This is a genomic window from Pelomonas sp. SE-A7, from assembly GCF_030345705.1.
Taxonomy (GTDB): domain Bacteria; phylum Pseudomonadota; class Gammaproteobacteria; order Burkholderiales; family Burkholderiaceae_C; genus JAUASW01.
Window position 1 is genome coordinate 636,078 of record NZ_JAUASW010000003.1, and the last position, 22,071, is coordinate 658,148.

General features: G+C 59.2%; 26 protein-coding genes. 24 read left to right on the plus strand and 2 right to left on the minus strand.

Annotation, left to right across the window (positions count from 1 at the left end; all coding sequences use genetic code 11):
* Positions 1 to 21: 21 nt before the first annotated feature.
* Complete coding sequence (locus QT382_RS20865; RefSeq protein WP_289256050.1) at positions 22 to 723, minus strand: nitroreductase family protein; 702 nt, start codon at positions 721 to 723, stop codon at positions 22 to 24.
* A 179-nt stretch (positions 724 to 902) separates the two neighbouring features.
* On the opposite strand from QT382_RS20865, the gene proC reads away from it, so the two are divergent.
* Together proC and QT382_RS20875 are read left to right on the plus strand one after the other, a co-directional pair.
* A complete protein-coding gene (proC, locus tag QT382_RS20870) occupies positions 903 to 1,811 on the plus strand; it encodes a pyrroline-5-carboxylate reductase (protein WP_289256051.1) in 909 nt (302 codons plus the stop codon).
* Between the two features lie 11 nt (positions 1,812 to 1,822).
* The gene (locus QT382_RS20875; protein WP_289256052.1) at positions 1,823 to 2,386 is read left to right on the plus strand and encodes a chorismate--pyruvate lyase family protein; all 564 of its coding nucleotides are present in this window, start codon (positions 1,823 to 1,825) and stop codon (positions 2,384 to 2,386) included.
* Positions 2,387 to 2,444: 58 nt separating this feature from the next.
* On the opposite strand, the gene QT382_RS20880 is transcribed toward QT382_RS20875, so the two are convergent.
* Entirely contained in the window at positions 2,445 to 3,551 is a 1,107-nt protein-coding gene (locus QT382_RS20880; RefSeq protein ID WP_289256053.1) for an integron integrase, read from the minus strand.
* A gap of 656 nt (positions 3,552 to 4,207) precedes the next feature.
* Here QT382_RS20880 and QT382_RS20885 point away from each other — a divergent pair.
* The 22 genes from QT382_RS20885 to lepB all read left to right on the plus strand — a co-directional run bounded on the left by QT382_RS20885 (position 4,208) and on the right by lepB (position 21,884).
* Positions 4,208 to 4,573, plus strand: a complete 366-nt coding sequence (locus QT382_RS20885) for a hypothetical protein (protein WP_289256054.1) — start codon at positions 4,208 to 4,210, stop codon at positions 4,571 to 4,573.
* Positions 4,574 to 5,670: 1,097 nt separating this feature from the next.
* Entirely contained in the window at positions 5,671 to 6,075 is a 405-nt protein-coding gene (locus QT382_RS20890) for a hypothetical protein (protein ID WP_289256055.1), read from the plus strand.
* Between the two features lie 660 nt (positions 6,076 to 6,735).
* Positions 6,736 to 7,509 (plus strand): hypothetical protein, encoded by a 774-nt coding sequence (locus QT382_RS20895; RefSeq protein WP_289256056.1) that lies wholly within the window; start codon positions 6,736 to 6,738, stop codon positions 7,507 to 7,509.
* A gap of 643 nt (positions 7,510 to 8,152) precedes the next feature.
* Complete coding sequence (locus QT382_RS20900; protein ID WP_289256057.1) at positions 8,153 to 8,659, plus strand: hypothetical protein; 507 nt, start codon at positions 8,153 to 8,155, stop codon at positions 8,657 to 8,659.
* Positions 8,660 to 8,729: 70 nt separating this feature from the next.
* Positions 8,730 to 9,134 (plus strand): hypothetical protein, encoded by a 405-nt coding sequence (locus QT382_RS20905; protein ID WP_289256058.1) that lies wholly within the window; start codon positions 8,730 to 8,732, stop codon positions 9,132 to 9,134.
* Between the two features lie 630 nt (positions 9,135 to 9,764).
* The gene (locus QT382_RS20910) at positions 9,765 to 9,968 is read left to right on the plus strand and encodes a hypothetical protein (RefSeq protein ID WP_289256059.1); all 204 of its coding nucleotides are present in this window, start codon (positions 9,765 to 9,767) and stop codon (positions 9,966 to 9,968) included.
* A gap of 118 nt (positions 9,969 to 10,086) precedes the next feature.
* Positions 10,087 to 10,665 carry a PIN domain-containing protein gene (locus tag QT382_RS20915; RefSeq protein ID WP_289256060.1) on the plus strand — a complete coding sequence of 193 codons (579 nt, stop codon included), beginning with the start codon at positions 10,087 to 10,089 and terminating at the stop codon, positions 10,663 to 10,665.
* Positions 10,666 to 11,129: 464 nt separating this feature from the next.
* Entirely contained in the window at positions 11,130 to 11,483 is a 354-nt protein-coding gene (locus QT382_RS20920; RefSeq protein WP_289256061.1) for a DUF6968 family protein, read from the plus strand.
* Between the two features lie 123 nt (positions 11,484 to 11,606).
* Entirely contained in the window at positions 11,607 to 12,386 is a 780-nt protein-coding gene (locus tag QT382_RS20925) for a DUF4349 domain-containing protein (protein ID WP_289256062.1), read from the plus strand.
* A gap of 66 nt (positions 12,387 to 12,452) precedes the next feature.
* Positions 12,453 to 12,941: a hypothetical protein gene (locus QT382_RS20930; protein WP_289256063.1), complete on the plus strand. Its 489-nt coding sequence runs from the start codon at positions 12,453 to 12,455 to the stop codon at positions 12,939 to 12,941.
* Between the two features lie 89 nt (positions 12,942 to 13,030).
* Positions 13,031 to 13,543: a hypothetical protein gene (locus QT382_RS20935; RefSeq protein ID WP_289256064.1), complete on the plus strand. Its 513-nt coding sequence runs from the start codon at positions 13,031 to 13,033 to the stop codon at positions 13,541 to 13,543.
* A gap of 19 nt (positions 13,544 to 13,562) precedes the next feature.
* Complete coding sequence (locus tag QT382_RS20940) at positions 13,563 to 14,336, plus strand: hypothetical protein (protein ID WP_289256065.1); 774 nt, start codon at positions 13,563 to 13,565, stop codon at positions 14,334 to 14,336.
* Positions 14,337 to 14,404: 68 nt separating this feature from the next.
* Positions 14,405 to 14,794 (plus strand): ankyrin repeat domain-containing protein, encoded by a 390-nt coding sequence (locus QT382_RS20945; RefSeq protein WP_289256066.1) that lies wholly within the window; start codon positions 14,405 to 14,407, stop codon positions 14,792 to 14,794.
* Positions 14,795 to 14,894: 100 nt separating this feature from the next.
* Positions 14,895 to 15,686 carry a DUF4261 domain-containing protein gene (locus QT382_RS20950; protein WP_289256067.1) on the plus strand — a complete coding sequence of 264 codons (792 nt, stop codon included), beginning with the start codon at positions 14,895 to 14,897 and terminating at the stop codon, positions 15,684 to 15,686.
* Positions 15,687 to 15,836: 150 nt separating this feature from the next.
* Positions 15,837 to 16,226, plus strand: coding sequence for a hypothetical protein (locus QT382_RS20955; RefSeq protein ID WP_289256068.1), 390 nt, complete (start codon positions 15,837 to 15,839; stop codon positions 16,224 to 16,226).
* A 633-nt stretch (positions 16,227 to 16,859) separates the two neighbouring features.
* Complete coding sequence (locus QT382_RS20960) at positions 16,860 to 17,264, plus strand: hypothetical protein (protein ID WP_289256069.1); 405 nt, start codon at positions 16,860 to 16,862, stop codon at positions 17,262 to 17,264.
* Positions 17,265 to 17,334: 70 nt separating this feature from the next.
* A complete protein-coding gene (locus QT382_RS20965) occupies positions 17,335 to 17,676 on the plus strand; it encodes a hypothetical protein (RefSeq protein WP_289256070.1) in 342 nt (113 codons plus the stop codon).
* Positions 17,677 to 17,796: 120 nt separating this feature from the next.
* On the plus strand, positions 17,797 to 18,189 hold the full coding sequence (locus tag QT382_RS21140) for an immunity protein RhsI2 family protein (RefSeq protein WP_502929934.1): 393 nt from the start codon (positions 17,797 to 17,799) through the stop codon (positions 18,187 to 18,189).
* A gap of 679 nt (positions 18,190 to 18,868) precedes the next feature.
* A complete protein-coding gene (locus tag QT382_RS20970; protein ID WP_289256071.1) occupies positions 18,869 to 19,198 on the plus strand; it encodes a hypothetical protein in 330 nt (109 codons plus the stop codon).
* Positions 19,199 to 20,288: 1,090 nt separating this feature from the next.
* Entirely contained in the window at positions 20,289 to 20,795 is a 507-nt protein-coding gene (locus QT382_RS20975) for a GNAT family N-acetyltransferase (RefSeq protein WP_289256072.1), read from the plus strand.
* Positions 20,796 to 20,865: 70 nt separating this feature from the next.
* Positions 20,866 to 21,303, plus strand: coding sequence for a hypothetical protein (locus tag QT382_RS20980; protein ID WP_289256073.1), 438 nt, complete (start codon positions 20,866 to 20,868; stop codon positions 21,301 to 21,303).
* An 89-nt stretch (positions 21,304 to 21,392) separates the two neighbouring features.
* Complete coding sequence (gene lepB / locus QT382_RS20985; protein ID WP_289256074.1) at positions 21,393 to 21,884, plus strand: signal peptidase I; 492 nt, start codon at positions 21,393 to 21,395, stop codon at positions 21,882 to 21,884.
* The last annotated feature ends 187 nt before the right edge of the window (positions 21,885 to 22,071 follow it).

Here is a 22,071-nt window from a genome sequence, read left to right on the forward strand (position 1 = left end):
GGAAGCAGCAGCTGGATCGACTCACAACCAGCTCGTGAACTGGTCCAGCTTCTTCTTGACGCCGCCATGCACCGGCACCTGGCAGCCCGGCTTGGGATGACCGACGACCAGCAAGATCACCGGCTTCTCGGCCTCGGGCCGGCCGCAGATGCGGGTCAGGAAGCCCATGGGGCTGGGCGTGTGGGTCAGCGTGGCCAGGCCGGCCCGGTGCAGGGCCTCGATCAGGAAGCCGGTGGCTATGCCCACCGACTCGGGCACGTAGTAGTGGCTGAAGCGCTGGCCGGTGGCCGGGTCCACGCCGTACTTCTGCGCAAAGATGGCGATCAGCAGCGGCGCCTCGTCCAGGAAGGGCTTGCTGGCGTCGGTGCCCAGCGGGGCCAGGGCGTTCAGCCATTCTTGCGGCGCCCGGCCGCTGTAAAAGCTTCGCTCTTCGGCCTCGGCTGCCTCGCGGATCTGGTGCTTGATCGTGGCGTCGGTGATCACCACGAAATGCCAAGGCTGCTGGTTGGCGCCCGAGGGCGCGGTGCCGGCGGCCAGCAGGCATTGCTCGACCAGCTCTCGCGCCACCGGTCGGGCGGCATCGAAATCTCGCACCGTGCGGCGCTGGCGCAGCAGCGCATAGGTCTGGCGCGCCGCGGCCAGCATCTGCTCGGCCGGCATCTCGGGGCGCGGGGGCAGCGGCTCCATCGCTGCGGGTGTCGAGGGGGTGGTGCTGTTGTTCATGTTTGTTGGTCTCCCGTCGTTGTTGTCGTCGTTGTTGTTGAATTGATGGCGATGACTGACGCCAAGAATAGGTGGCCAAGCCGTGGTCGCCTAGCCCATGAAGCCGTGACGCCGGGTGCGCGGCCTGGCTGGGCGAGGCAGAGCCGGCGATTAGACTTCGGGCCAACATGAGCCGTCCCATGACCACTCCCATGCTTCCTGCTGTTGCTTCCGCCTCATCGGCCCGCATCGCCTTCATTGGCGGCGGAAACATGGCCAGCGCCATCATCGGCGGCCTGCTGCGCAGCGGGCATGAGGCCGCGCGGCTGGCGGTGGTGGAGCCCTATGAGCCGCAGCGCGACAAGCTGCGGCAGGACTTTGCCGGCCTGCCGGTGATGGAAGACGCGGCTACAGGCGATGGCCTGGGCGAAATCGACCTGGTGGTCTGGGCTGTGAAGCCACAGATGTTCGGCGCGGCAGCGGCACCGGTGAAGGCCGCGAGCGCCTTGCATCTCTCGGTAATGGCCGGTATCCGCAGCGAAGCGATCTGCCAGGCCACCGGCAGCGAGCGTGTGGTGCGCTCCATGCCCAATACGCCGGCTCTGATCGGCCAGGGCATTGCCGGGCTGTTTGCACGGCCGGCGGTGAATGAAGCCGACCGGGCCCTGGTCGAGGCCGTGCTGGAGCCGACCGGGCGCAGCCTCTGGGTGGCCCGCGAGGAGGACCTCGACACCGTGACCGCGCTGTCGGGTTCGGGCCCGGCGTATTTCTTCTACATGGTCGAGGCCATGATGGCGGCCGGTGTCGAACTGGGCCTGCCGGCCGAGCAGGCGCGCGAGCTGGCCCTGGCCACCTGCGGAGGCGCCGCGGCCCTGGGCCTGCAGTCGGCCGAGCCGCCCAGCGTGCTGCGCGAGCGGGTGACGTCCAAGGGCGGTACGACGCATGCAGCGCTCACCAGCATGGAAGCCGACGGCGTGGGCGAGGCGATCCGCCGGGCGGTGAAGGCCGCCCAGCAGCGCGCCGTGGAGCTGGGCGACGAGTTCGGCCGCAGCAGCAGCGGCAATAGCAGCAACAGCAACAACAACAACAACAACAACAACAACGACTGAGCAGCGGAACCATGGGAATCGCAAGCCGCGAGGGCCTGCGCGACTGGCTGCGCGCACCCGGTTCTCTGAGCCGACGCCTGGCACGGCTGGGCCAGCGCTTTGAAGTGCAGGTGCTGAGCCAGCGCATCGCGCCGTTGCGCCGCCTGGAGCGCCAGGCGCTCGGTCTGCCGCGCCGCGGGCTTACCCTGGTGCGCGAGGTCATCCTCAAGGTCGATGGCAAGCCGCTGGTCTGGGCCCGTTCGGCCTTGCATCAGAGCGCCCTGGCCGGGCCCTGGCGCGCACTCAAGGGACTGGGCCACCGGCCCCTGGCCGATCTGCTGTACCACGACCGGCGCGTCAGCCGCAGCGTGCTGCAGCCGCGCAGGCTGGCGCGACACGGCCACACGCGAAGGCAGATGCAGCGCCAGTGGCAGCACGCCGTCGGCGAACCGGCTTCGCCGCAGATGCTCTGGTCGCGCAATTCGGTGTTCAGGCGCTATGGGGCGGAACTGCGGGTGATGGAGTTGTTTGTGCCGGAGGTGGCTGAGCGACGTCCGGTTCTGGTGCCGCGCCGAAGGACGCGCGGGCGGGTCTGAACCTTGCTCGCCCGCTTGGGACTGCGGGGCCGACCGTGACCGCAGCCATGCAATGGGGTCAGATCTGATCCAGCGGGCTCCGCACCCCTCGACCCCCCCGATTCAGTACATGCGTGTAGATCATGGTGGTCTTGACGTTGGCGTGACCCAGCAACTCCTGCACCGTGCGGATGTCATAGCCGGACTGCAGCAGGTGGGTGGCGAACGAGTGGCGCAAGATGTGAGGCGAGCAGGGCTTGACGATGCCGGCGCGGCCGGCCGCGCCCGAAATGGCCCGCTGCACCGATTGCTCCATCAGATGATGGCGCCGCACCTCTCCGCTGCGTGGATCGATGGAGCGCCGCGCGCTGGGAAACACCCATTGCCATCCCCAACTCAGGGCCGCTTGCGGCATCTTGACTGCCAGGGCATGGGGCAGGTGGACGGCGCCATAGCCTTCGCGCAGATCCAGTTCATGCAGACGTTTGGCCGTGGCCAACTGGTCGCGCAGCGGCAGGATGAGGTTTTCGGGCAGCACGGTCACGCGGTCTTTGCCGCCCTTGCCTTCGCGGACGATGATCTCGCGGCGTTCGAAGTCGATGTCTTTGGCGCGCAGACGCAGGCCTTCGAGGACGCGCATGCCCGTGCCGTAGAGCAGCGAGGCGATCAGCCAGGCCGTTCCCTTGAGCTCGAGGAGCAGCGAGCGTGCCTCGGAGCTGGTCAGCACGACGGGAAGGCGGCGACGGGCTTGCGCGGTGACGACCTCACCCAGCCAGGGAAGATTGAGTTGCAAGACCTGCCCGTACAGGAACAGCAACGCGGACTTGGCCTGATTCTGCGTGGAGGCCGTGACGTTGCGTTCCGCCGCCAGGAAGCTCAGGAAGGCTTCGACTTCGGCAGCACCAAGCTCGGCCGGATGACGCGTGCCGTGGAAGCGTATGTAGCGGCGTATCCACTCCACATAGACCTGTTCCGTTCTCAATGCATAGTGGCGAACCCGCAGCGCCTCGCGCACCTGGTCAAGCAGGCGCGGCGGTGGCGCATGGGTGTTGCGCGCTGCACCGGCGGGGACCGGATCAGAAGGCGGCTCGGGCCGCGGGCCGGCGGCCGGCGCCGAAACCGGGTCCAGGCAAGCCGCGGCATCAAGTGATGGATCAAGGCCTCTCGGCAGACTGGTCCCGGCCATCTTGCCCCCTCCTCCACCAAGAACATGTACACAGAAAGTTAGGCCATCTATCGCACCATTGAAATCCACCGCGTTACGGATCCAGGACAGCCGTCAATGGCGGCGAGGCGTGTTTACTCGAATGACGAACAGCTGATAGAAGGCCAAAATCTGGGTGACCGAGTATGGTCAATTAACGTTAGGTCTCGGGAAATGCTGCTGATCGCTTGCCCACGAAGTCAAAGTGCTGCATTGCCATGCGGCGAGAACGACGAGTGTGCGAGCGCGGGAGCAGCCGAGGCTTGGAGGCTTCAAAGTCAGTCCTCCGCTAGTCGCAGGCGCGTTGTTGTGGCGAGGCAGAACAGTCAGTTCGTTGCAGGCGCTTCGCGCCGCAGTGCCGCGCCTGGCAGTCGGTTTGTCGAGTGGTCTGCGAGAGGCTGCTCGGTGGCCTGGCGCAAAGCCAGCCTGCGCAGAGTTGCAGGGCGCTGCTTGTGCGCGAGGAAGGCCGGATGGTCGACCGCGATCTTCGAGTCGTGGGCTGGGTGGTTCAGAATCGGGCGCCGCAGTTCAGTCGGTCTGGGTTTCGAGGTGTGTCCTGCGTGGCAGCGGAATCGAGACCTAACCAATCGTTCCACCGGACGGCCTACGGCCACCGGTGAACTCAGACGTTAGGCTACATGCCAAGACATCTGAGAATCGCCTGCTCCCTTTACGTTGTCGCGCTTGCCATCATGGGCGCGCTCGCCGTCGGCTATGAATCGGGAATTTGGCGTCTGCTCAATCCCGCTTTGACGTTGCTCATCATCCTTGTTGCAATGCTGTTCATGCGCAGAGTTCCATGGACTTGGACCTACATGCGATGGATCTCCTTCTACGGAGTACTGATAAACACGCTTTTCTTCCCGGACCCGGAGTACTACGGTGCTCTTGTATGGCCCGCCCGGCTTGGTGCCTCATTTGAGATCGCTACTTCTGCGGTAATACTTTGGTCTCTCTTCTTCCGCCCGGAGACTCGTCTCTGGTTTGCAAAGAATGTGGCCTAACCAGTCGCTCGAGCCGACTCGCGTCGGCAAGCCGCCGCTCGCGGCTCAGCTTCAACGTTAGGCATCAATGACGCTCTGTGCCATGCAAAGACTTGAAGACGTCGCATACCTGCTCGCTGTGGAAATCCGTGAGGGGAAGTGGGATTACATTGATTGCATTGCATCTAAGCCCGTGCCGGCTTGCCCGGAGGTGATCGATGAACTCCGAAAGCGGTGCCAGGGCTATTCGATTGAGCAGTACCAGCGAGCCATCGCCGATGGTCTATTTGCTTCTCGCTAGAGCAATCTCATGAATACGTTTCGAACTTGCCAGCATTTGGAGGCTGTCTTGGCTGCTGCCGAGGCAGCGGGATGCAATTTGCTAGAGATCTCGGAAGGTTGGTCCAGGATCAATCGCGTGGCTTCAATGCAATCAAGCCTTCCTCAGGTCGCTCGCCTTGCTGCAGAGGCCGCGGGTGACGTCGTAAGCTACTTTGAGAATCCTGGTTCTCCGCATAGCGCCCCGGACGTTGGCTACGTGTGCATCACTTGTGGCGTTGCTCTATCGTTCCCGATGCCTAACCAATCGCTCGAGCCGACTCGCGTCGGCAAGCCGCCGCTCGCGGCTCAGCTTCAACGTTAGGCCTCATCCAGATATCCGCGTCCATGCCAGCTCGCTCCCATTGGAAACGTGCGCTCATCGCAGCGATCGCCTGGCTTGTCTGCTGCTCGATCGGCGGTATTGCTATCGCTGCGATATCTGGAGAGCACGGATCAATACTCTATGTTCTCTTCGGGTTCGTCATCGGCGCAATTGGCGGTGTGTCGAATGCTGCGCTCCTGTGCACTGCGACGTTTCGGGCCTTTTCTGTCCCAGCCAGGATTGGCGCTGTGTGGGCTGCGTCGATGCTCACATTCCTTTGGGTTGGCGCCTGTTTTCGTTGGCTGTCTGACGACTTGGTTGCAATCACTCTATCTGTCGCGGGCCCTATGCTCGTGGCCTCGTTGGCTGTCAACTTCTTCATTGGGCGAGAGAATGAGGCCTAACCAGTCGCTCGAGCCGACTCGCGTCGGCAAGCCGCCGCTCGCGGCTCAGCTTCAACGTTAGGCAGCAATACATGATCGCGAAACTAACTGTCGGTGTGCTCTGCGTAGCTCTTTCGCAGCTTGCCTTCGCACTTGATGACTCCGATGTGGGAACGTACGCGACCATCCAGAAAGATGGAAGCCTCAGCTCAAATCCTCTTGTGCTGGAGCGGACGGAGGCTGGCTGGATTCTTCGACAGCAGTCGCTGAAGGATCCTAAAGAATGCCTCAAGTGCGTAATGCATGAATCTGCTGCGGCGGATGTAGAGAGATTCTTTAATGGCCCTGCGCCAGAAGGCATGTCTGCTGAATGCGCGCATAACAGCGTGATGGCTTTTTGTAGGGTAGTGGATGCGGCTCGTCCAGGTCGTGACTACCGTCTGGTGTCGCTGCTAGAAGCGAAGCCCGTCAATGTTCAACTTTCGAAGAGCAAGTAGCGCGGCGATCGGTAAGAACGTGAAGAACATTTGCGCAATCCATCACTCGGGTTCGCGGCACGTGCTGCCTAACCAGTCGCTCGAGCCGACTCGCGTCGGCAAGCCGCCGCTCGCGGCTCAGCTTCAACGTTAGGCGTCAAAGATGCTCATACTTCCTACGCTCATCAATCGCTGGAGGACCAATGGGACGGATCTTCTCGCCTCAAGAACAAGAGCCGAAGTTTGCGAGGCATTCGAGAGCGTCGGATCGCGTGCAACATCCGATGTGGTGGCCCTATACGCCGGCCTAGGCGGCATGGAAACAATGGACGCCGAGTACTGGCGCCTTTGGCCGTTGGAAGAAGTAAAGGCTGAGAATGCAGAGAACGTACGAGACGGAGTGCTGTTCTCTGACTACTTGATGAGTTGCTGGTGCTACCGACTTAGGCCGAACCTCAATGACACTAGCGCTGTCTTGGTTGACCATTTTGATGGGGAGCCACAGATAGTCGCTACAACGCTGGAGGAGTTCCTCAAGGCCTATGCCATCAACGCGACACGTCTTCTTGATTCGACATCGCTTGTAGGGAATGAAGTCAATGACGCCTAACCAGTCGCTCGAGCCGACTCGCGTCGGCAGGCCGCCGCTCGCGGCTCAGCTTCAACGTTAGGTTTCACGAAATGGGCCGAGAAGAGTTGTACGGATCAGCGCTTCAGAATATGCAGCGCACGGTGCATAACCTCGCTGAGCGCGTACCTCAGCCTCAGAAGATCCCATACAAGACGTCCTTCGTTTTCAGGTACGTCGAGCGACTTCCCGAGCAAGCTCTTGTTCAGAAGCTTGCGCGCGTGGTTACGACACTAAAGGCGGCGACGGTATTGATGCAACATGGACTCGTGCAAGAGCAAGGGGCTCTGCAGCGAGTAATCCACGAGATTCATGAAGACATCATCTTCCTAGCCTATGGCCTGATCTTCAATGATCTATCTCCTCTGCATAAGTTGTACCTCGATGCGTTTTATGAGGAAGAGTTCGATGCAGACGACCCCATAGAGTCGACCCAGAAGCGTCCGATGGTGAGGAGATCAAAGATTCAGGCCTACATCGCGAACAAAGACGGGGTGGACTTAGATCCGAGCGGCACTATCGCGCTCTCTAAGACTCTCACAAAGACCTACTCAGGTTTCGTGCACGCAGCGTCTCCGCAGATTATGGATATGTATGGGGGAGCACCTCCGCACTTTCACATCGAGGGCATGCTGGGCACGCGGCATCACGCTCAGTACCGCATGGACTTGTGGAACTACTACTATCGAAGCATCCTTGCATTCGGGATGGTTGCGAAGGCGTTTGGCGACGATGATCTCTTTGAGCAGATTAGAGATTTCACGGTGCAGTTCGAAGAGGCTGCAAACAAAAGCTATACGTCAAAGCGCGGCAAGGCGAGCAAATGAAACCTAACCAATCGCTCGAGCCGACTCGCGTCGGCAAGCCGCCGCTCGCGGCTCAGCTTCAACGTTAGGGCTCAGGAAGAAGTTGCTTGATTCATCTGTCAATGCGCCGTTAGGCGACGAGATGAATGCGAAGGGGCTCCGAGCTAGGTCGGGGTGTGCGAAGGAGGTCCAAGCAGCCCTGACGGCAGTGCCTTCGCTCAGCATTCCTTGCTAGTTGGTTGCTGGCGTTTCATGCCGCAGTGCTGCGCCTGGCAGTCAGCTTGTTGAGTGGTCCGCGCGAGTCCGTGCCCAAATCCGACCATCGTGGTCGTTGCCTGGCCGATCAAATCCAAATGCGGTGGTCTGCGCGGGTTCGTGTGCCCTAGGTTCGGTGCGCGTATCGCGCGAGCCGGGTTCTTCCTCTTGGTCCAGCCGTGCCGCTTGCCTAAGCTAGCTTCATATTCCGCGTTGCGAGAGGTTTGTTGTGCGCCTTGGTCTGAGCCCTAACCAGTCGCTCGAGCCGACTCGCGTCGGCAAGCCGCCGCTCGCGGCTCAGCTTCAACGTTAGGTGGCAATAATGATGATTCTCCTGCCTGATCTGATTGAGTCGATCCGACAGCGAGTTCCCGCATAGAGCCGCGAAGCATCTTCTGCAAAATCAGTCATGCGTATCCTTGAATCTCGCCTCACGCCCGAACAAGAAGCGGCCGCCCCGCTGCCCGACTTTGCTCCAGTTGTTCTTGGGCTGCTCAGCATCGGCGGGGCAGCTTGGGGGCTGATCGCCATTGCAATGCTGCTGCTTCAGAGCTGGCCAGGTTTGCTATCAGCGCTTCTCGTTGGTGCAGTAGCAGCCGTGTTTGCTTTCGGTGCCTATGTTGGGGTCCTTGCCTTGAGGCGTACGCCTGGTTGGTTGCGCAAAAGCACGGTCTTCTGGGCGTTGCAAATTCCACTGGTACTGTCGCCCGCAGTTTCCTACGCGTTGGCGAGTGGGGGCTACTTTGCTGTGTGGCTTCAACTGCATCCACCCGTTAAGGTTGGGGCGAATTTTCTTCTGGGCAGTACGTTTACGCTCAAGCTGCTGTCGGGTGGCCCGGTTGTAGTGGGGGTCAACTTGTTTGCATTGGGTATTTTTCTCTTCCTCCTTAGGGTGCAGGCAAAGAGTGCCACCTAACCAGTCGCTCGAGCCGACTCGCGTCGGCGTGCCGCCGCCGCTCGCGGCTCAGCTTCAACGTTAGCCATCAATGCCGACATTCAACGACCTTGTCGCGGCACTCTCGTCGCCGATTGCGAGCGAGCGCAACAAAGCGGCTGTCGCTCTGATGGACATTGCTGATTCGCGTGCGGTCCAACCGCTGATTCATGCGATTGAAAATCCAGACAACCGCAATGCCAGGGGCACTCTTGTTTACGCGCTTTCAGCATTTGATTGCTCAGGTCGATTCGCGCAATTGTTCGGGTGGGCGCTTGAGGGCGGGTTTGAGACCAGCAACGAGTCGATTTCAATTCTTCACGATCAAGAGATCATCCCAAGCGAGGAAGATCTCTTGCGGAGTAGGGCAGCGTTGGAGGTTGCTGCTCAGAAAGCATGTTTCGACTCAAAACTCAAAGAAGAACTCTTGGCTCTCCTTGGAGGAGTTGATGGCTAACCGGTCGTTCGAGCCGACAGCCCTCGGCAAGCCTCGGTCTGCGGCTCAACTTCAACGTTAGGTCTCGGGAAATGCTGCTGATCGCTTGCCCACGAAGTCAAAGTGCTGCATTGCCATGCGGCGAGAACGACGAGTGTGCGAGCGCGGGAGCAGCCGAGGCTTGGAGGCTTCAAAGTCAGTCCTCCGCTAGTCGCAGGCGCGTTGTTGTGGCGAGGCAGAACAGTCAGTTCGTTGCAGGCGCTTCGCGCCGCAGTGCCGCGCCTGGCAGTCGGTTTGTCGAGTGGTCTGCGAGAGGCTGCTCGGTGGCCTGGCGCAAAGCCAGCCTGCGCAGAGTTGCAGGGCGCTGCTTGTGCGCGAGGAAGGCCGGATGGTCGACCGCGATCTTCGAGTCTGGGCTGGGTGGTTCAGAATCAGGCGCCACAGTTCAGTCGGTCTGAGTTTCGAGGTGTGTCCTGCGTGGCAGCGGAATCGAGACCTAACCAATCGTTCCACCGGACGGCCTACGGCCACCGGTGAACTCAGACGTTAGCCTGCTGCATGCCAGCCCGTGGTCGTTCGCTTCAGTTCGCCTGTTTCTCGTGCCGCAAATGCTTCAAGCGGCCGCAGGCGTCTGCGCCTTTGAATCGATTCATGCTTGAGGCACAGCGAAGGGCACAAATCGAGGAAGTTTCTCGATCGAACTTTGAGCGCGAATACATCTGCCCCAACTGTGGTGGCCCGTCGTCTTTCATGGGTATCGACTTCAAGGCGCCAAAGGCCAGTGATGTGAAAGGGTGGCAGAAAGTCGAGCAGTTCATTCGTTCCGGTAAGGTGTATTACCGTGGTGTCTCCTGAGCAGCCGGCTAACCTGTCGCTCGAGCCGACTCGCGTCGGCAGGCCGCCGCTCGCGGCTCAGCTTCAACGTTAGCCATCTTCAAGAGAGGTTCGCCCTTTGCGAAAAAACGTTGTTCTAGTGGACTTCGAAAGCGTGCAGCCGGAGTCCTTGGCATCGCTAAATCACGATCACTTCAAGGTGATGGTGTTTCTTGGCGCTAGCCAAGCGAAGGTACCCGTTGACCTGGCTATGTCAATTCAACGACTGGGCGAGAGAGCGGAGTACGTTCAGATTAGCGGCAATGGGCCCAATGCGCTGGACTTTCATATTGCTTTCTACATTGGGCAGCTCGCCGCGATCGATCCGACAGCCTTCTTTCATGTGATCTCGAAAGACAAAGGATTCGATCCGCTGATACAGCACCTGAAGTCGCGGAAGATCTTTGCTGGTCGATCGACTGACATCGCTTCCATCCCGTTGGTTAAGAGCTCATCTGTCAAGTCGCCCCATGAGCGGGCGGTCGCCTACGTGGCAAAGCTACATGAGCCCAAAGTTACTAGGCCGCGCGCGATGAAGACATTGTCCAGCTCGGTTCGATCCTTCTTTCAGAATCAGCTTTCCGACGCGGAGGTGTCGGAAGTGATTGAGCAAATGCGGTCAAGTGGGTTCATCACAATCACTGAAGGGCGAGTGGCGTATGCACAGAAAGATGGCTAACCAGTCGCTCGAGCCGACTCGCGTCGGCAAGCCGCCGCTCGCGGCTCAGCTTCAACGTTAGGCCGCACATGACAAATCGCTGGGTGGGCAGTGTCGAGAGCCTCTACGACTTCATTGGATATGTTGTGCTTAGGGCGCCAGATGGATTCCCTCATGAAGACTACTTGATGCCGGAAGAGCAAATGACCTTGGATCGGGCTTTCGAAGAGCTCCGACGCGGGATCGCTATTGTGGAAAAGGACTTCCCTGGTGCGGATCTGCAGCGAGGGTTAACGACGATGCTTGAGCTAGCGTTGGCTAGCTACCGTGCCGGGGACCAGCGAGCGGGTGCCCATATGCTCCAGGACTTCCAGGACCGAATATTTCGGCAGTGAGCGCATCGAGGAGCGGCCTAACCAGTCGCTCGAGCCGACTCGCGTCGGCGTGCCGCCGCCGCTCGCGGCTCAGCTTCAACGTTAGGCAGCATGGCCAAGCAACCCGTCATCGCAGAGTCGAAGTTCTTCGCCGATCCCGGTAGCGGTGAGCGTCACGCCGTGCACGTGCGCATCCGGCTGCCCCAGGCTAGGCGCCGCGAGGCTTCTTGCAAGGTGGAAATTCGCGGCGTTACGCCCGAGTTAGAGATCTTCGGCGAAGACACAATGCAAGCCTTAGCGCTCGCGGTCCGGTTCGTGAACAACACTTTGGCCCTTCGGCACAAGCAAGGCTGGCGCTTCTATCTGGAGGAATCGGACCGGCGTTCATTTGCGGTCTGGCGTGTCTGGGGTCATTCGCCGCGACTCTCTGCGTTTCAAATTCCTGCCAAGGTAAATGCTGCCTAACCTGTCGCTCAACCGGACCCGCAACGGCATGCCACGGCTGGCCGTCATTTCATTCTCGGCCAGCCGCGTCCTGCCGCTGCGGGCCGGTTAGCTTCAACGTTAGGCATCTTGGGAGAGACAGAGTTGATTCGAAGACTTGCGATCCTGTTGGCTGCACTAGCTCTGGTTGCCTGCAGCAACAAAGGCAATACCCGGGTGGCTGCTGCGGCGCTTGAGACAAAGGCGCAGCAGCGCAGCATGACGCTCGCCTATGAACATAGCGTTAGCGTGGAGGCGGAGGACGATCAAGTCCAAGATCTGTTTAGCAGCGCACTGGCGTCATGCAAAGAGGCCGCTGCGGCGAAGTGCGAAGTATTGGATTCACGGATAGACACGGGGAAATTCTCCAGCGCTTCCTTGAAAATTAGGGCAGCGCCTGAAGGAATCCAGTCGGTGCTTACAAAGCTTGACCAGCATGGGCAGGTCACTTCTCGAACGACAACCGCTGAAGACTTGGCGACTCCTATCGAAGATGGAGCCAAGAAACTCACGATGTTGAATGACTACCGGTCTCGGCTTGAGGAGCTTCGTGCTCGTGCAGGTGCCAACGTCGATGCGCTAATGAAGGTCAATCAGGAGCTTGCCCGAGTTCAGACGGAGATCGAAGCTGCCGCAGGAGAACAGGCGCGTCTCGCCAAGCGTGTGAGAACCGAAGTGCTCAACATTTCAATTGCTACAAGACAAGCTCGTGGATTCTTGCGGCCCATTCGAGAGTCCGTCGCCGAATTTGGAGACAACCTTGCTCAGGGCATTGCAAGCGCAGTCTCTGGGGTCGCATTCCTCCTGCCCTGGACTTTGGTACTCACGCCAGTGCTTTTGTTGTTGAGGAAGTTTTTTTGGCGAAGGCGCGGTGCAAATGCCTAACCAGTCGCTCGAGCCGACTCGCGTCGGCAGGCCGCCGCTCGCGGCTCAGCTTCAACGTTAGACCACATGAACGCAATTCTTGACGCTGCCAGCACATGGTTCTTTGATTCGGCGACCCAATCCCTGGACGGGACGTTGGAGGGCTGCATAGTCGAAGGCATTAAGGGAGAGGAGCGGCAGTACGTTGAAGTCGGAGAAACGCGACTTGGCCCGTACTTTCCTGTGGCGGTTGAACCGACTAGCAAATGCGTTCAGGTTTTGTTCCCTGATGCGCGTGCATTCTTCGTGTACGACGAGTCGTTCCACCAAGCCGATCCAGAACTGAGGAAGAAGGACGGCCGTACTCTCTTTGAAGCAGAGTTTTCCTCCTTCAGGGGGTTCGCTGCTTCAGGGACCGCCATTGAGAAGCTGATTGATTCGGCTGTGTCCGAGTTCGTTCTGTGCTGTGAGGATCGGATCATTCATGTCTTGAGCACCGCTGCGCCGCGGGTGCATCTGCTGAACAAGCAGCCAGACCTTAGTGTCGAAAGAACCCAAACATGGTCTGCGAGTTAGTGGCTTGGTGGCAGGGGTCTAACCTGTCGCTCGAGCCGACTCGCGTCGGCAAGCCGCCGCTCGCGGCTCAGCTTCAACGTTAGGCCTTCATGAAAATCTTTCGCCGCATTCTGCCGGTGCTTCTCGCCTGTCCCATGTTGGCTTCGGCATGCTCCTGTGCTTTCTTTTCTCAGAAGACCAAGCAGGAGAAGGTTCAGGAGCTTTGGCGAGAATCCTCGATGGTGGTCTACGCTGAGGTTCAAACGGAATCAAGCGAAGTCCGGATGTGGGATGACGGCACGACGCCGCATCGGTATCAACGTGCTAAATGGCGAGTTGTTCAGGCATGGAAAGGGGTGTTGGATGGCAGATCTCTCATTGAGACGAACACCGATGTCACAGGAGGCATGTGTGGCCGATACGTAGAGGCTGGTCAGAGGTGGTTGCTGTACTTTGGCAATGCCCCGTATAGCGTTGGTACGTGTGGCTATAGCTCATCCGGCGAAGCAGCTCTCTCACAGTTCAATGAGCTCGCGCGCCTGCGGAAAAAGGGCTGGCCTAACCAGTCGCTCGAGCCGACTCGCGTCGGCAAGCCTCCGCTCGCGGCTCAGCTTCAACGTTAGACATTTGAAGCCAATATCCATGGGTACATTCGGCACCGGAATTACGGCAGACGACGCCGTTGCAGACGTTATTGACTTCATCAGCGAGCAGCTCAAGTACGGCACAAGGGTGAGCGCGGCATCGCAAAAGGCGATGGTGAAATTCAGGGACCTGGAATTGGATCCGGATGAGGCACCACTGCTGTGGCTGGGGCTGGCGGCGGCTCAGTGGAAATATGGTGCCGTTGATGCAGCAGTGCTGACACGTGTTCGAGAAGATATCTCGACAGAGAAGGGCCTTGGTCGCTGGCGCGACGATCTGAAGCTGCTTGCGAAGCGCAAGGCGGCCCTACAAGCATTCCTCGCGAAGATTGAGCAGCCGAACTCAAAGCCGTCGCTACCTTCGAAGCCCGTTGCGCGGTGTGCCCCATATCAACTGGGTGATTGTCTTTCGGTCCTGCTGGCCGATGGTAGGTATACGGCGGCGCTGGTGGTTGGTGTGGACAACTCGAACCCGGAGCAGGGGGCGAATCTCATTGCTGCGCTCGACTACTTGGAGCCGAGTCCGCCGGCCATGGATGTGTTTGAAGCGAGGCGCTGGTTGTTCCGCCACCATGGCAAATGGGGCGGCAAGCAAGACATTTCTTGGTATTTGCCGGTGCGCTTCCGGCAAGAAAGCAAGCGATTTACCGTGGTTGGCGCTAGTACGCTTAGAGCGACTGATCCATCGAAGGCGAGTTCATACAGTGCGTGGAGCTCTTTGGGGCTTCATGTCGTCCTATCGCGCGAGGCCGCCGGCGAGCGAAATGTCTAACCAGTCGCTCGAGCCGACTCGCGCCGGCAAGCCGGCACTCGCGGCTCAGCTTCAACGTTAGGTGCCACATGTCGCATCGCTCGTTCACCAAGCTGTATGCCCTAGCGGAAGCTGGAGAGTCTGCTGCGCTCCTCTCGCATATCTCCGAGCTTCTGGCTGAATTTCCCGAAGACAGGGATCCACTTAACTGGGCGCTGATTGCAGCTGCGGAGGCGAATCAGATCGAAACAGTTCATGCGCTTCTATCTGCCGGTGCGAGTGTCGAAGGCGCATCGCAGAGGCCATACATTCGCCCGCTTTGGAAAGCCGCGAAGCGGGGGCATCTTCAAATGGTGTGCCTACTTGTAGAGCGAGGCGCCAATCCGAGAGCGACCGACAACGATGGAATGACTGCCTTGGACTATGCGAGACGCTATTCAAGAATCGAGGTTGTTCAGTACCTGGAGTCGCTGGCGTGAGAGTGGCGCCTAACCAGTCGCTCGAGCCGACTCGCGTCGGCAAGCCGCCGCTCGCGGCTCAGCTTCAACGTTAGGCATCACATACTTTCTAGGCTCATATATGTCGATACAGATGTCGATGGTTCTCTTTGACGGGAAGCCAAACCTATCCGTGAGAGAGCTCCGGCAGACGCTGTCCGCCAACTGGGCGGATGTTCCGCCAGCCACGGAGGAATCCGAGCAAGACGTAACGCTTTCGCTTCGCATTGGCGTCGCCGATGTCGTAGTCGGACTAATGCCAGCGCCGGTTCCTTGGTCAGATCTAGAAGGTCCATGCGCCACGAGCATCCTTTGGCCAAACGCGGCCTCAACAATACGCGAGCACAAATATCACGCCATCGTCACGGTGAGTGGCGAGTTGTCTCCGATCGAGTTGTCCACGCTACTTACCAAGGTGACTGCGGCACTGATGATTTCGTCAAGCGAGGCATTGGGAGTCTTTTGGACCAATGCCGCGATGATTGTTCCGAAGGCACTGTTCTTCGACTTTTCCATCAAGATTCTTCCGCTTGGCCCGCCTGTGTCCATTTGGATCGACTGTCGCGTAGGTTGGGCCGAAGACAAAGCGACTAGTGCTGGTTTTACGACAGGCCTTGAAAGTCTTGGCCTAATGGAACTAGAGACGCAGCGCGCAACGGAACCGCCATCAGAGCTGAGAAGCCGCTTTGAAGCAATAGCTCGGTACCTCTTGGAGAACGGTCCCGTCATCGGTGATGGACATACCATCGGTGAAAGCGAAAGCGAGAAGATTCGAGTTGCCCACTCTCACTCGGCGTTCGGTGCAAAGGGAACGGTGATGAGCCTTGTCTACGGGCCCTCTGCAGAGAAGAAGCCATGGTGGAAGCGCTGGTGATGCCTAACCAGTCGCTCGAGCCGACTCGCGTCGGCAAGCCGCCGCTCGCGGCTCAGCTTCAACGTTAGGCACACGGAGCCCTCGTTGGCACCAGAATTTCAATGCCAACTCGCATTCCCGGCAAGCGGCTGGCCCTTATGGAGGACGATGATGTTGAAGACTCGTACTTGGCAGGTGTTTGCAAGATGCGCTTGCTGCTTGCCATTAATTTTTCTTGCTTCCGGATGCTGGGAAGGGCAAGCGACAAGAACTGCGAAAGAGAAGCTGTCCGTGCGGCTTGTGGATCCACAGAGCGTCCAGTTTCGCAATGTCGTCGAATACGACGGAGGTGTTGTGTGCGGTGAATACAACGCCAAGAATCGAATGGGCGGATACGCCGGCTTCGAGGAGTTTGTCTTCAACGGACCAAAGGCGGCTGAGTTCAGCTTCAAGCCTGGATTCACCGAAAAGTCAATTTGGTGCAAGGCAGGGAGCATCGAAGCAAAGAGGACTCAGCAGAACGAGGCGGAAAAAGCAGCCGCCTCAACTTTGGCTCCCTAACCCTCCGTGGCCTTGCATTGCTCGGCGAGCCGTTGCTGCAGGCGCAAACTGCGGGCCTATTCGCGCGGAAGATGGAGCGGTCGAGGCATGTGGCCTAACCAGTCGCTCGAGCCGACTCGCGTCGGCAGGCCGCCGCTCGCGGCTCAGCTTCAACGTTAGGTCTCGGGAAATGCAGCTGATCGCTTGCCCACGAAGTCAAAGTGCTGCATTGCCATGCGGCGAGAACGACGAGTGTGCGAGCGCGGGAGCAGCCGAGGCTTGGAGGCTTCGAAGTCAGTCCTTCGCTAGTCGCAGGCGCGTTGTTGTGGCGAGGCAGAACAGTCAGTTCGTTGCAGGCGCTTCGCGCCGCAGTGCTGCGCCTGGCAGTCGGTTTGTCGAGTGGTCTGCGAGAGGCTGCTCGGTGGCCTGGCGCAAAGCCAGCCTGCGCAGAGTTGCAGGGCGCTGCTTGTGCGCGAGGAAGGCCGGATGGTCGACCGCGATCTTCGAGTCGTGGGCTGTGTGGTTCAGAATCGGGCGCCGCAGTTCAGTCGGTCTGGGTTTCGAGGTACGTCCTGCGTGGCAGCGGAATCGAGACCTAACCAATCGTTCCACCGGACGGCCTACGGCCGCCGGTGAACTCAGACGTTAGAGCGCATGCAAATCGTCCTTCGCTTTGTCGCGCTTGTTGTCATTGCAAATGCCGCGCTGATTGCCAACGCATACGCGCAGCAATACTGGGCGGGCCTGTTGTTTCCTCTCGCTGAACCACGCCCGTACACCGAGATGGTCAGTGCAGCCTTAGCTGGTGCACTTGCAGCAGCAGTTGTATCGGCCTTTCCGCTGGCATGGCTCTTCAGGAAATGGGCTTGGCTAGCTGGGCTTGCAATATCACTTCCCGTAATTGCAGTGCGAGCACCAGAACTCGGCGCAAGCACCTTGCCAAATCAGCAAGTCATCTTCGTCATGGCATGGGTGGAGATGCTCTCGTACACGGTGCTGGTCACCGGCGCCGCCTGGGTGCTGGCGCGTCGTAGGGCGCTCGCAGAGAATGCGCTCTAACCAGTCGCTCGAGCCGACTCGCGTCGGCAGGCCGCCGCTCGCGGCTCAGCTTCAACGTTAGGGCGCTTGAATGAGATCCGACCGATTGCGCGTGATCGTGCCGCTTGCGATGTTTGCTCTTGGTATCAGCAGCGCCGTTGCGGCTGAGACATACGAAGGCGAATACTTCTACAACTTTGAGAATGCAGTTCTAACTCCGAAGGGAAAGAAGAATGAGCGGTGGTGCTTGGAGGGCGACATGTCAAAGGCCGAACTCCCCGCAAGTCATCCTTCTGGCCCTTGGGGAACAGCCAATGTGGTGGTTCGTGGAACACTTGGTCCGCTCGGAAAGTACGGCAGCCTTGGCTCATGCAATCGGGTGCTAGTCGTGAAGGAGCTGGTCCGAGTTTCCAACAAGCGTCGCGGTCTATGAACGAGCGCCCTAACCAGTCGCTCGAGCCGACTCGCGCCGGCAAGCCGCCGCTCTCGGCTCAGCTTCAACGTTAGGCCACACCGGTAGGGATCGTCGTTTGTGAACCGAGGTGAAGACCAAATGCTTCCCGTCTATGTCCTTCGGGCGCAAGAGGAGAGCTTGCGCTACATGCAGGAGGCATCAAAGAGCAGCAACCTGATCGGACTGCGGCAGACACATGGCTTAGTCGGAACCGACGCCTGGTGGCGACGAATTGAGAGTGGAGATTTGCCTCTGCTAACTTTGCGCGGGGCAATCTCCAATTTTTGGCCAGGACACCATGACGACTTTGCAGAATTTGAGTTGCTCGAGGATTGTGGGGTTCGCTCGACTTGGGGTTGCATGCTCCCGTCGTATCAGGCGCGAGGGAGGTACCGAATCGGTGCACGCGTCGAGGTCGATTTCGTGCGCCAGGAGTTGAAGAGTCGTCCTGGTGATGAAATGCCCCTTGTTATCGAAATTCGCGTGGCCTAACCAGTCGCTCGAGCCGACTCGCGTCGGCAAGCCGCCGCTCGCGGCTCAGCTTCAACGTTAGAGCGCATGACAACAGGGATCGTCCGCCGTCTTTTCTTCGGACTCGCGATGCCGTTCCGGCCGCTGGCGAGAATCTTTTGCTGGTGGACGCCTGTTCGCTTTTGCGCAATTCATAGCGCGGCTCTTTTGCCAGACGCCATGGCGATATTCGTGCTTGCCTTGGGGAGCATCTGGCTACTTCCGTACTTTGGATGGAGTGCCATTCCAATCTACTGTCTTGCAGTTCTTCTATCCCCCTTCTTACTACTCACGCTGGTTCGTATCCACGAGGCCGAAGTCACCGTCATTCGCCTTGTTGGGTTCATTCCGTACTGGGTGCACCGGGTCCCAACTGATGCGAGGTTCGACCTGTTTGAGGCATGGGAAGATCCTGGTCCTACGGGCGTGGTCTTTGAAGCGAAGTCTTACGGGACAGCGCCTCTCCATCTGGGCACATCTCGATCAGCGGAGCCGCTGTTCGCGTACGTAGGGCATCTGCTAGAGAACGTTGGGTGGGAGAGAGGAGCTCTTGGCTATGAAAAGTCCTCTAGTGGCACAAATGCGCTCTAACCAGTCGCTCGAGCCGACTCACGTCGGCAAGCCGCCGCTCGCGGCTCAGCTTCAACGTTAGGCCTCATCCATGAGCCACTTGCACGAGTTCGACGAATCCACCTGGCCGTTTGATGCACCGATCAACGCCGCATCATTCACAACTAGGTACGTCCTTGACGGATCTCTTCCGATTCTTGAGGTCTATCACGACCATGACGGTGAGTGGCAGTTCATGTGCGGCACTACCAACGCAAGCGCTGATGCAAAGCTTGTTTGCCTTGGCTGCATTATCGGCCGCGACCTTACGCTGATTCAACTTGCTGACTTGCCAGAAGGTTGGCTAGCGCATAGAGAATCGCCAACTCAGCCTTGGGCCCGCGAACCGTATGAAGACAGTGATGCCACCAATGAGGCCTAACCAGTCGCTCGAGCCGACTCGCGTCGGCAAGCCGCCGCTCGCGGCTCAGCTTCAACGTTAGACGGCATGAACCGAGATGAGATCTTCGAGAGGGTCGTGGAATCCGCTGACAAATTCGGGGCGGGGAACCCGCAGCAATCGAAATTCTTTGGGTCTACGCTCAACAAGTGCGCGCCCGAGGAAGTCTTCCATGGGCTCCTGGCGGTGTTCTTGGAGTGCCCGCTCGACGAAATGCACTATCCGCGCCAAGAACTTGCGGGTCGTCTCCTAGAGAAGATCAAGCCCATGTATCGGTTCAAACTTGAGTCGACCATTCGCCAGGTTCTGCCACGATACAACTTGAGCATCGAACAATTGCCTCAGCACTTTGCAAGAGTTCACGGGCGGGAGAATGTGGTGGAGGTACTGGACCAACTTGTCGGTGCTCCACTCCCTGATCGAGAGCTTGCAGCTGTGAGAACTATGCGGTGGTGGCTTACGGGTGAGAGTCAAATTTCAGGTGGTCGAAATGCCGTCTAACCCTTCCTTCAAGCGGACGCCTATCGGCGCCGCTTAAGTCAAACGTTAGGGCTCAGGAAGACAGTGCCACTTCATCGGTCAATGCGCGCAGTTTGCGAAGCGCGGCTCTTTAGGTCCGCCCCGCCAAGGCGCGGCTCGGTTTGGCGCACCATGCCCGTGGCATCGTGCGAACAGCCGCGGGGCGCTGTGCCCTTGGCCACCATTCCTTGCATGTTGGTTGAGGGCGCTTCGCGCCGCAGTGCTGCGCCTGGCAGTCAGTTTGTTGAGTTGTCTGCGCGAGGCCGCGCCCAAGTCGTGGCGCTTCCACGCCGGCCAGGCCCATCAATTCAGAATGCACGCGGTGCGCTGAAAGGCCGCCTGGCCGCTTGCTCTAGTCTTCGGGCTCGGTCGGGTTCGTCCTGTTGGCCTGGTCAGCTTGTGTGCCCAAGCTGCAGGTTTGGTCAGCTGCCGCCGGTCGGCCGTGTCGCGGTCAAGAGCCCGAGCCCTAACCAGTCGCTCGAGTCGACTCGCGTCGGCAAGCCGCCGCTCGCGGCTCAGCTTCAACGTTAGGCATTTCAACGCACAATTCGGCATGCTTGAGATCCGAAAACTCCAAGAGTCAGATTCCATTCTTGGGCTTACGTTGCTTCTTCATCGGGCGTATGCCCGTCTTGGGGCGATGGGGCTGAACTACACCGCTGTAGATCAAGCGCCCGAAGTCACAGAGAAGCGCATTCGCGGAGGAAACTGCTTCGTCGTTGCCTCGGGATCGAAGCTCGTAGGAACAATCGTGGTGCATCCAACGTACGTTGAGAATGCTTGCGAGTACTTCACTCGTTCCGGCGTAGCGGCCGCGCACCAATTCGCCGTTGACCCTGAGCATCAAGGAGCGGGCATCGGCCGGATGCTTCTTCAGCGCGCGGAACGTTGGGCCAAGGAAGCCGGCTTCGTCGAGCTTGCTATCGATACAGCAGAGCAAGCCACCCATCTCGTTGAGCTATATGAGCGCTTGGGCTACAGGCATGTTGGTTGGGTGCAATGGCCTGGCAAGGTGTACCGCAGCATGGTTCTCAGTAAGCCACTGGTCGCAAATGCCTAACCAGTCGCTCGAGCCGACTCGCGTCGGCAAGCCGCCGCTCGCGGCTCAGCTTCAACGTTAGACCTCAGAAATGCAAAGACTGCTACCTGTACCGATCGGGCTGCTTGCGATGATCTTCGCTGGGCCAGCGTTCTGCTCTGAAGGCTTGCTCATGGCGGGCGCGTATGCGTGCGAGCCAGTGCGAGTTACCGCGGCGTTGGCAGAACACTGCGTGCAGAGGGAGCCAGCGCTTTCAAAGCAGTACCCGAATGCGCTGCGAGACTGGAAACGTAGAAACGGAGCGGCAGCAGAAGAGCTTCAGGCAGAGTGCCGAGCTAAAGCAAAGGGGGCTTCGGCTTCGGAGGCCGAGTACGGAAAGTTCATGCAGTTCGTCCGAACTACAAACGACAAGACAATTGAAGCAAAGGCGGCAGAGTACGCTGGTAGTGCGGTTGCATGCGGAGAGTTCTTGCGGGAGCTGTCGTCTGGAAGCGAAGACCTTCACAAGTTTCTAGAGAAGAAGAAATGAGGTCTAACCAGTCGCTCGAGCCGACTCGCGTCGGCAAGCCGCCGCTCGCGGCTCAGCTTCAGCGTTAGGTCTCACAGAGAACTTCACAAATGCTCGGGAAGATCCTCCGTCACTTCGTTGTTCCACGAGCAACCCTTGCCGCAGACAAGCTGGGGGCACTGCTAAAAGGTGAAAGCTCTTTTCGGGTGCAAGGTCGGAACATGGAACCAACGCTCTCGCAAGGCACGATCTGTCGATATCGCTCCCTCAGCTCCGAGGAGCAAATGGCGCCCGGTAGCATCGTCGCATTCATCCACTCAGAGTTCAGCGGCCATATCGTTCCATCGCGTGTCTTAGCAGGCCCAAACGACACGATCGAAATCACCGACGGAGAATTGGTCGTCAATGGACAGAAGGTAGTGGAGCCGTACATCCGGAGAGATTTCTCTGTAGGCGAGTACTCGACACAGTTGCCGAAGCAAACAGTCCCATCAGGGAGCTACTTCTTGCTAGGAGACTACCGGGATGCCAGTCAAGATAGCCGCTACTTCGGTCCAGTTCCGAGGTCCACAATCCTTGGGCTCATCGTCGAGCGCGCGTGAAGCCTAACCCTTCCATCGAGAGGACGTCACAAGGGCTGCGCCCTTGCTCCGCCTCTCATGTCAAACGTTAGGTCTCCGGAAATGCAGCTGATCGCTTGCCCACGAAGTCAAAGTGCTGCATTGCCATGCGGCGAGAACGACGAGTGTGCGAGCGCGGGAGCAGCCGAGGCTTGGAGGCTTCGAAGTC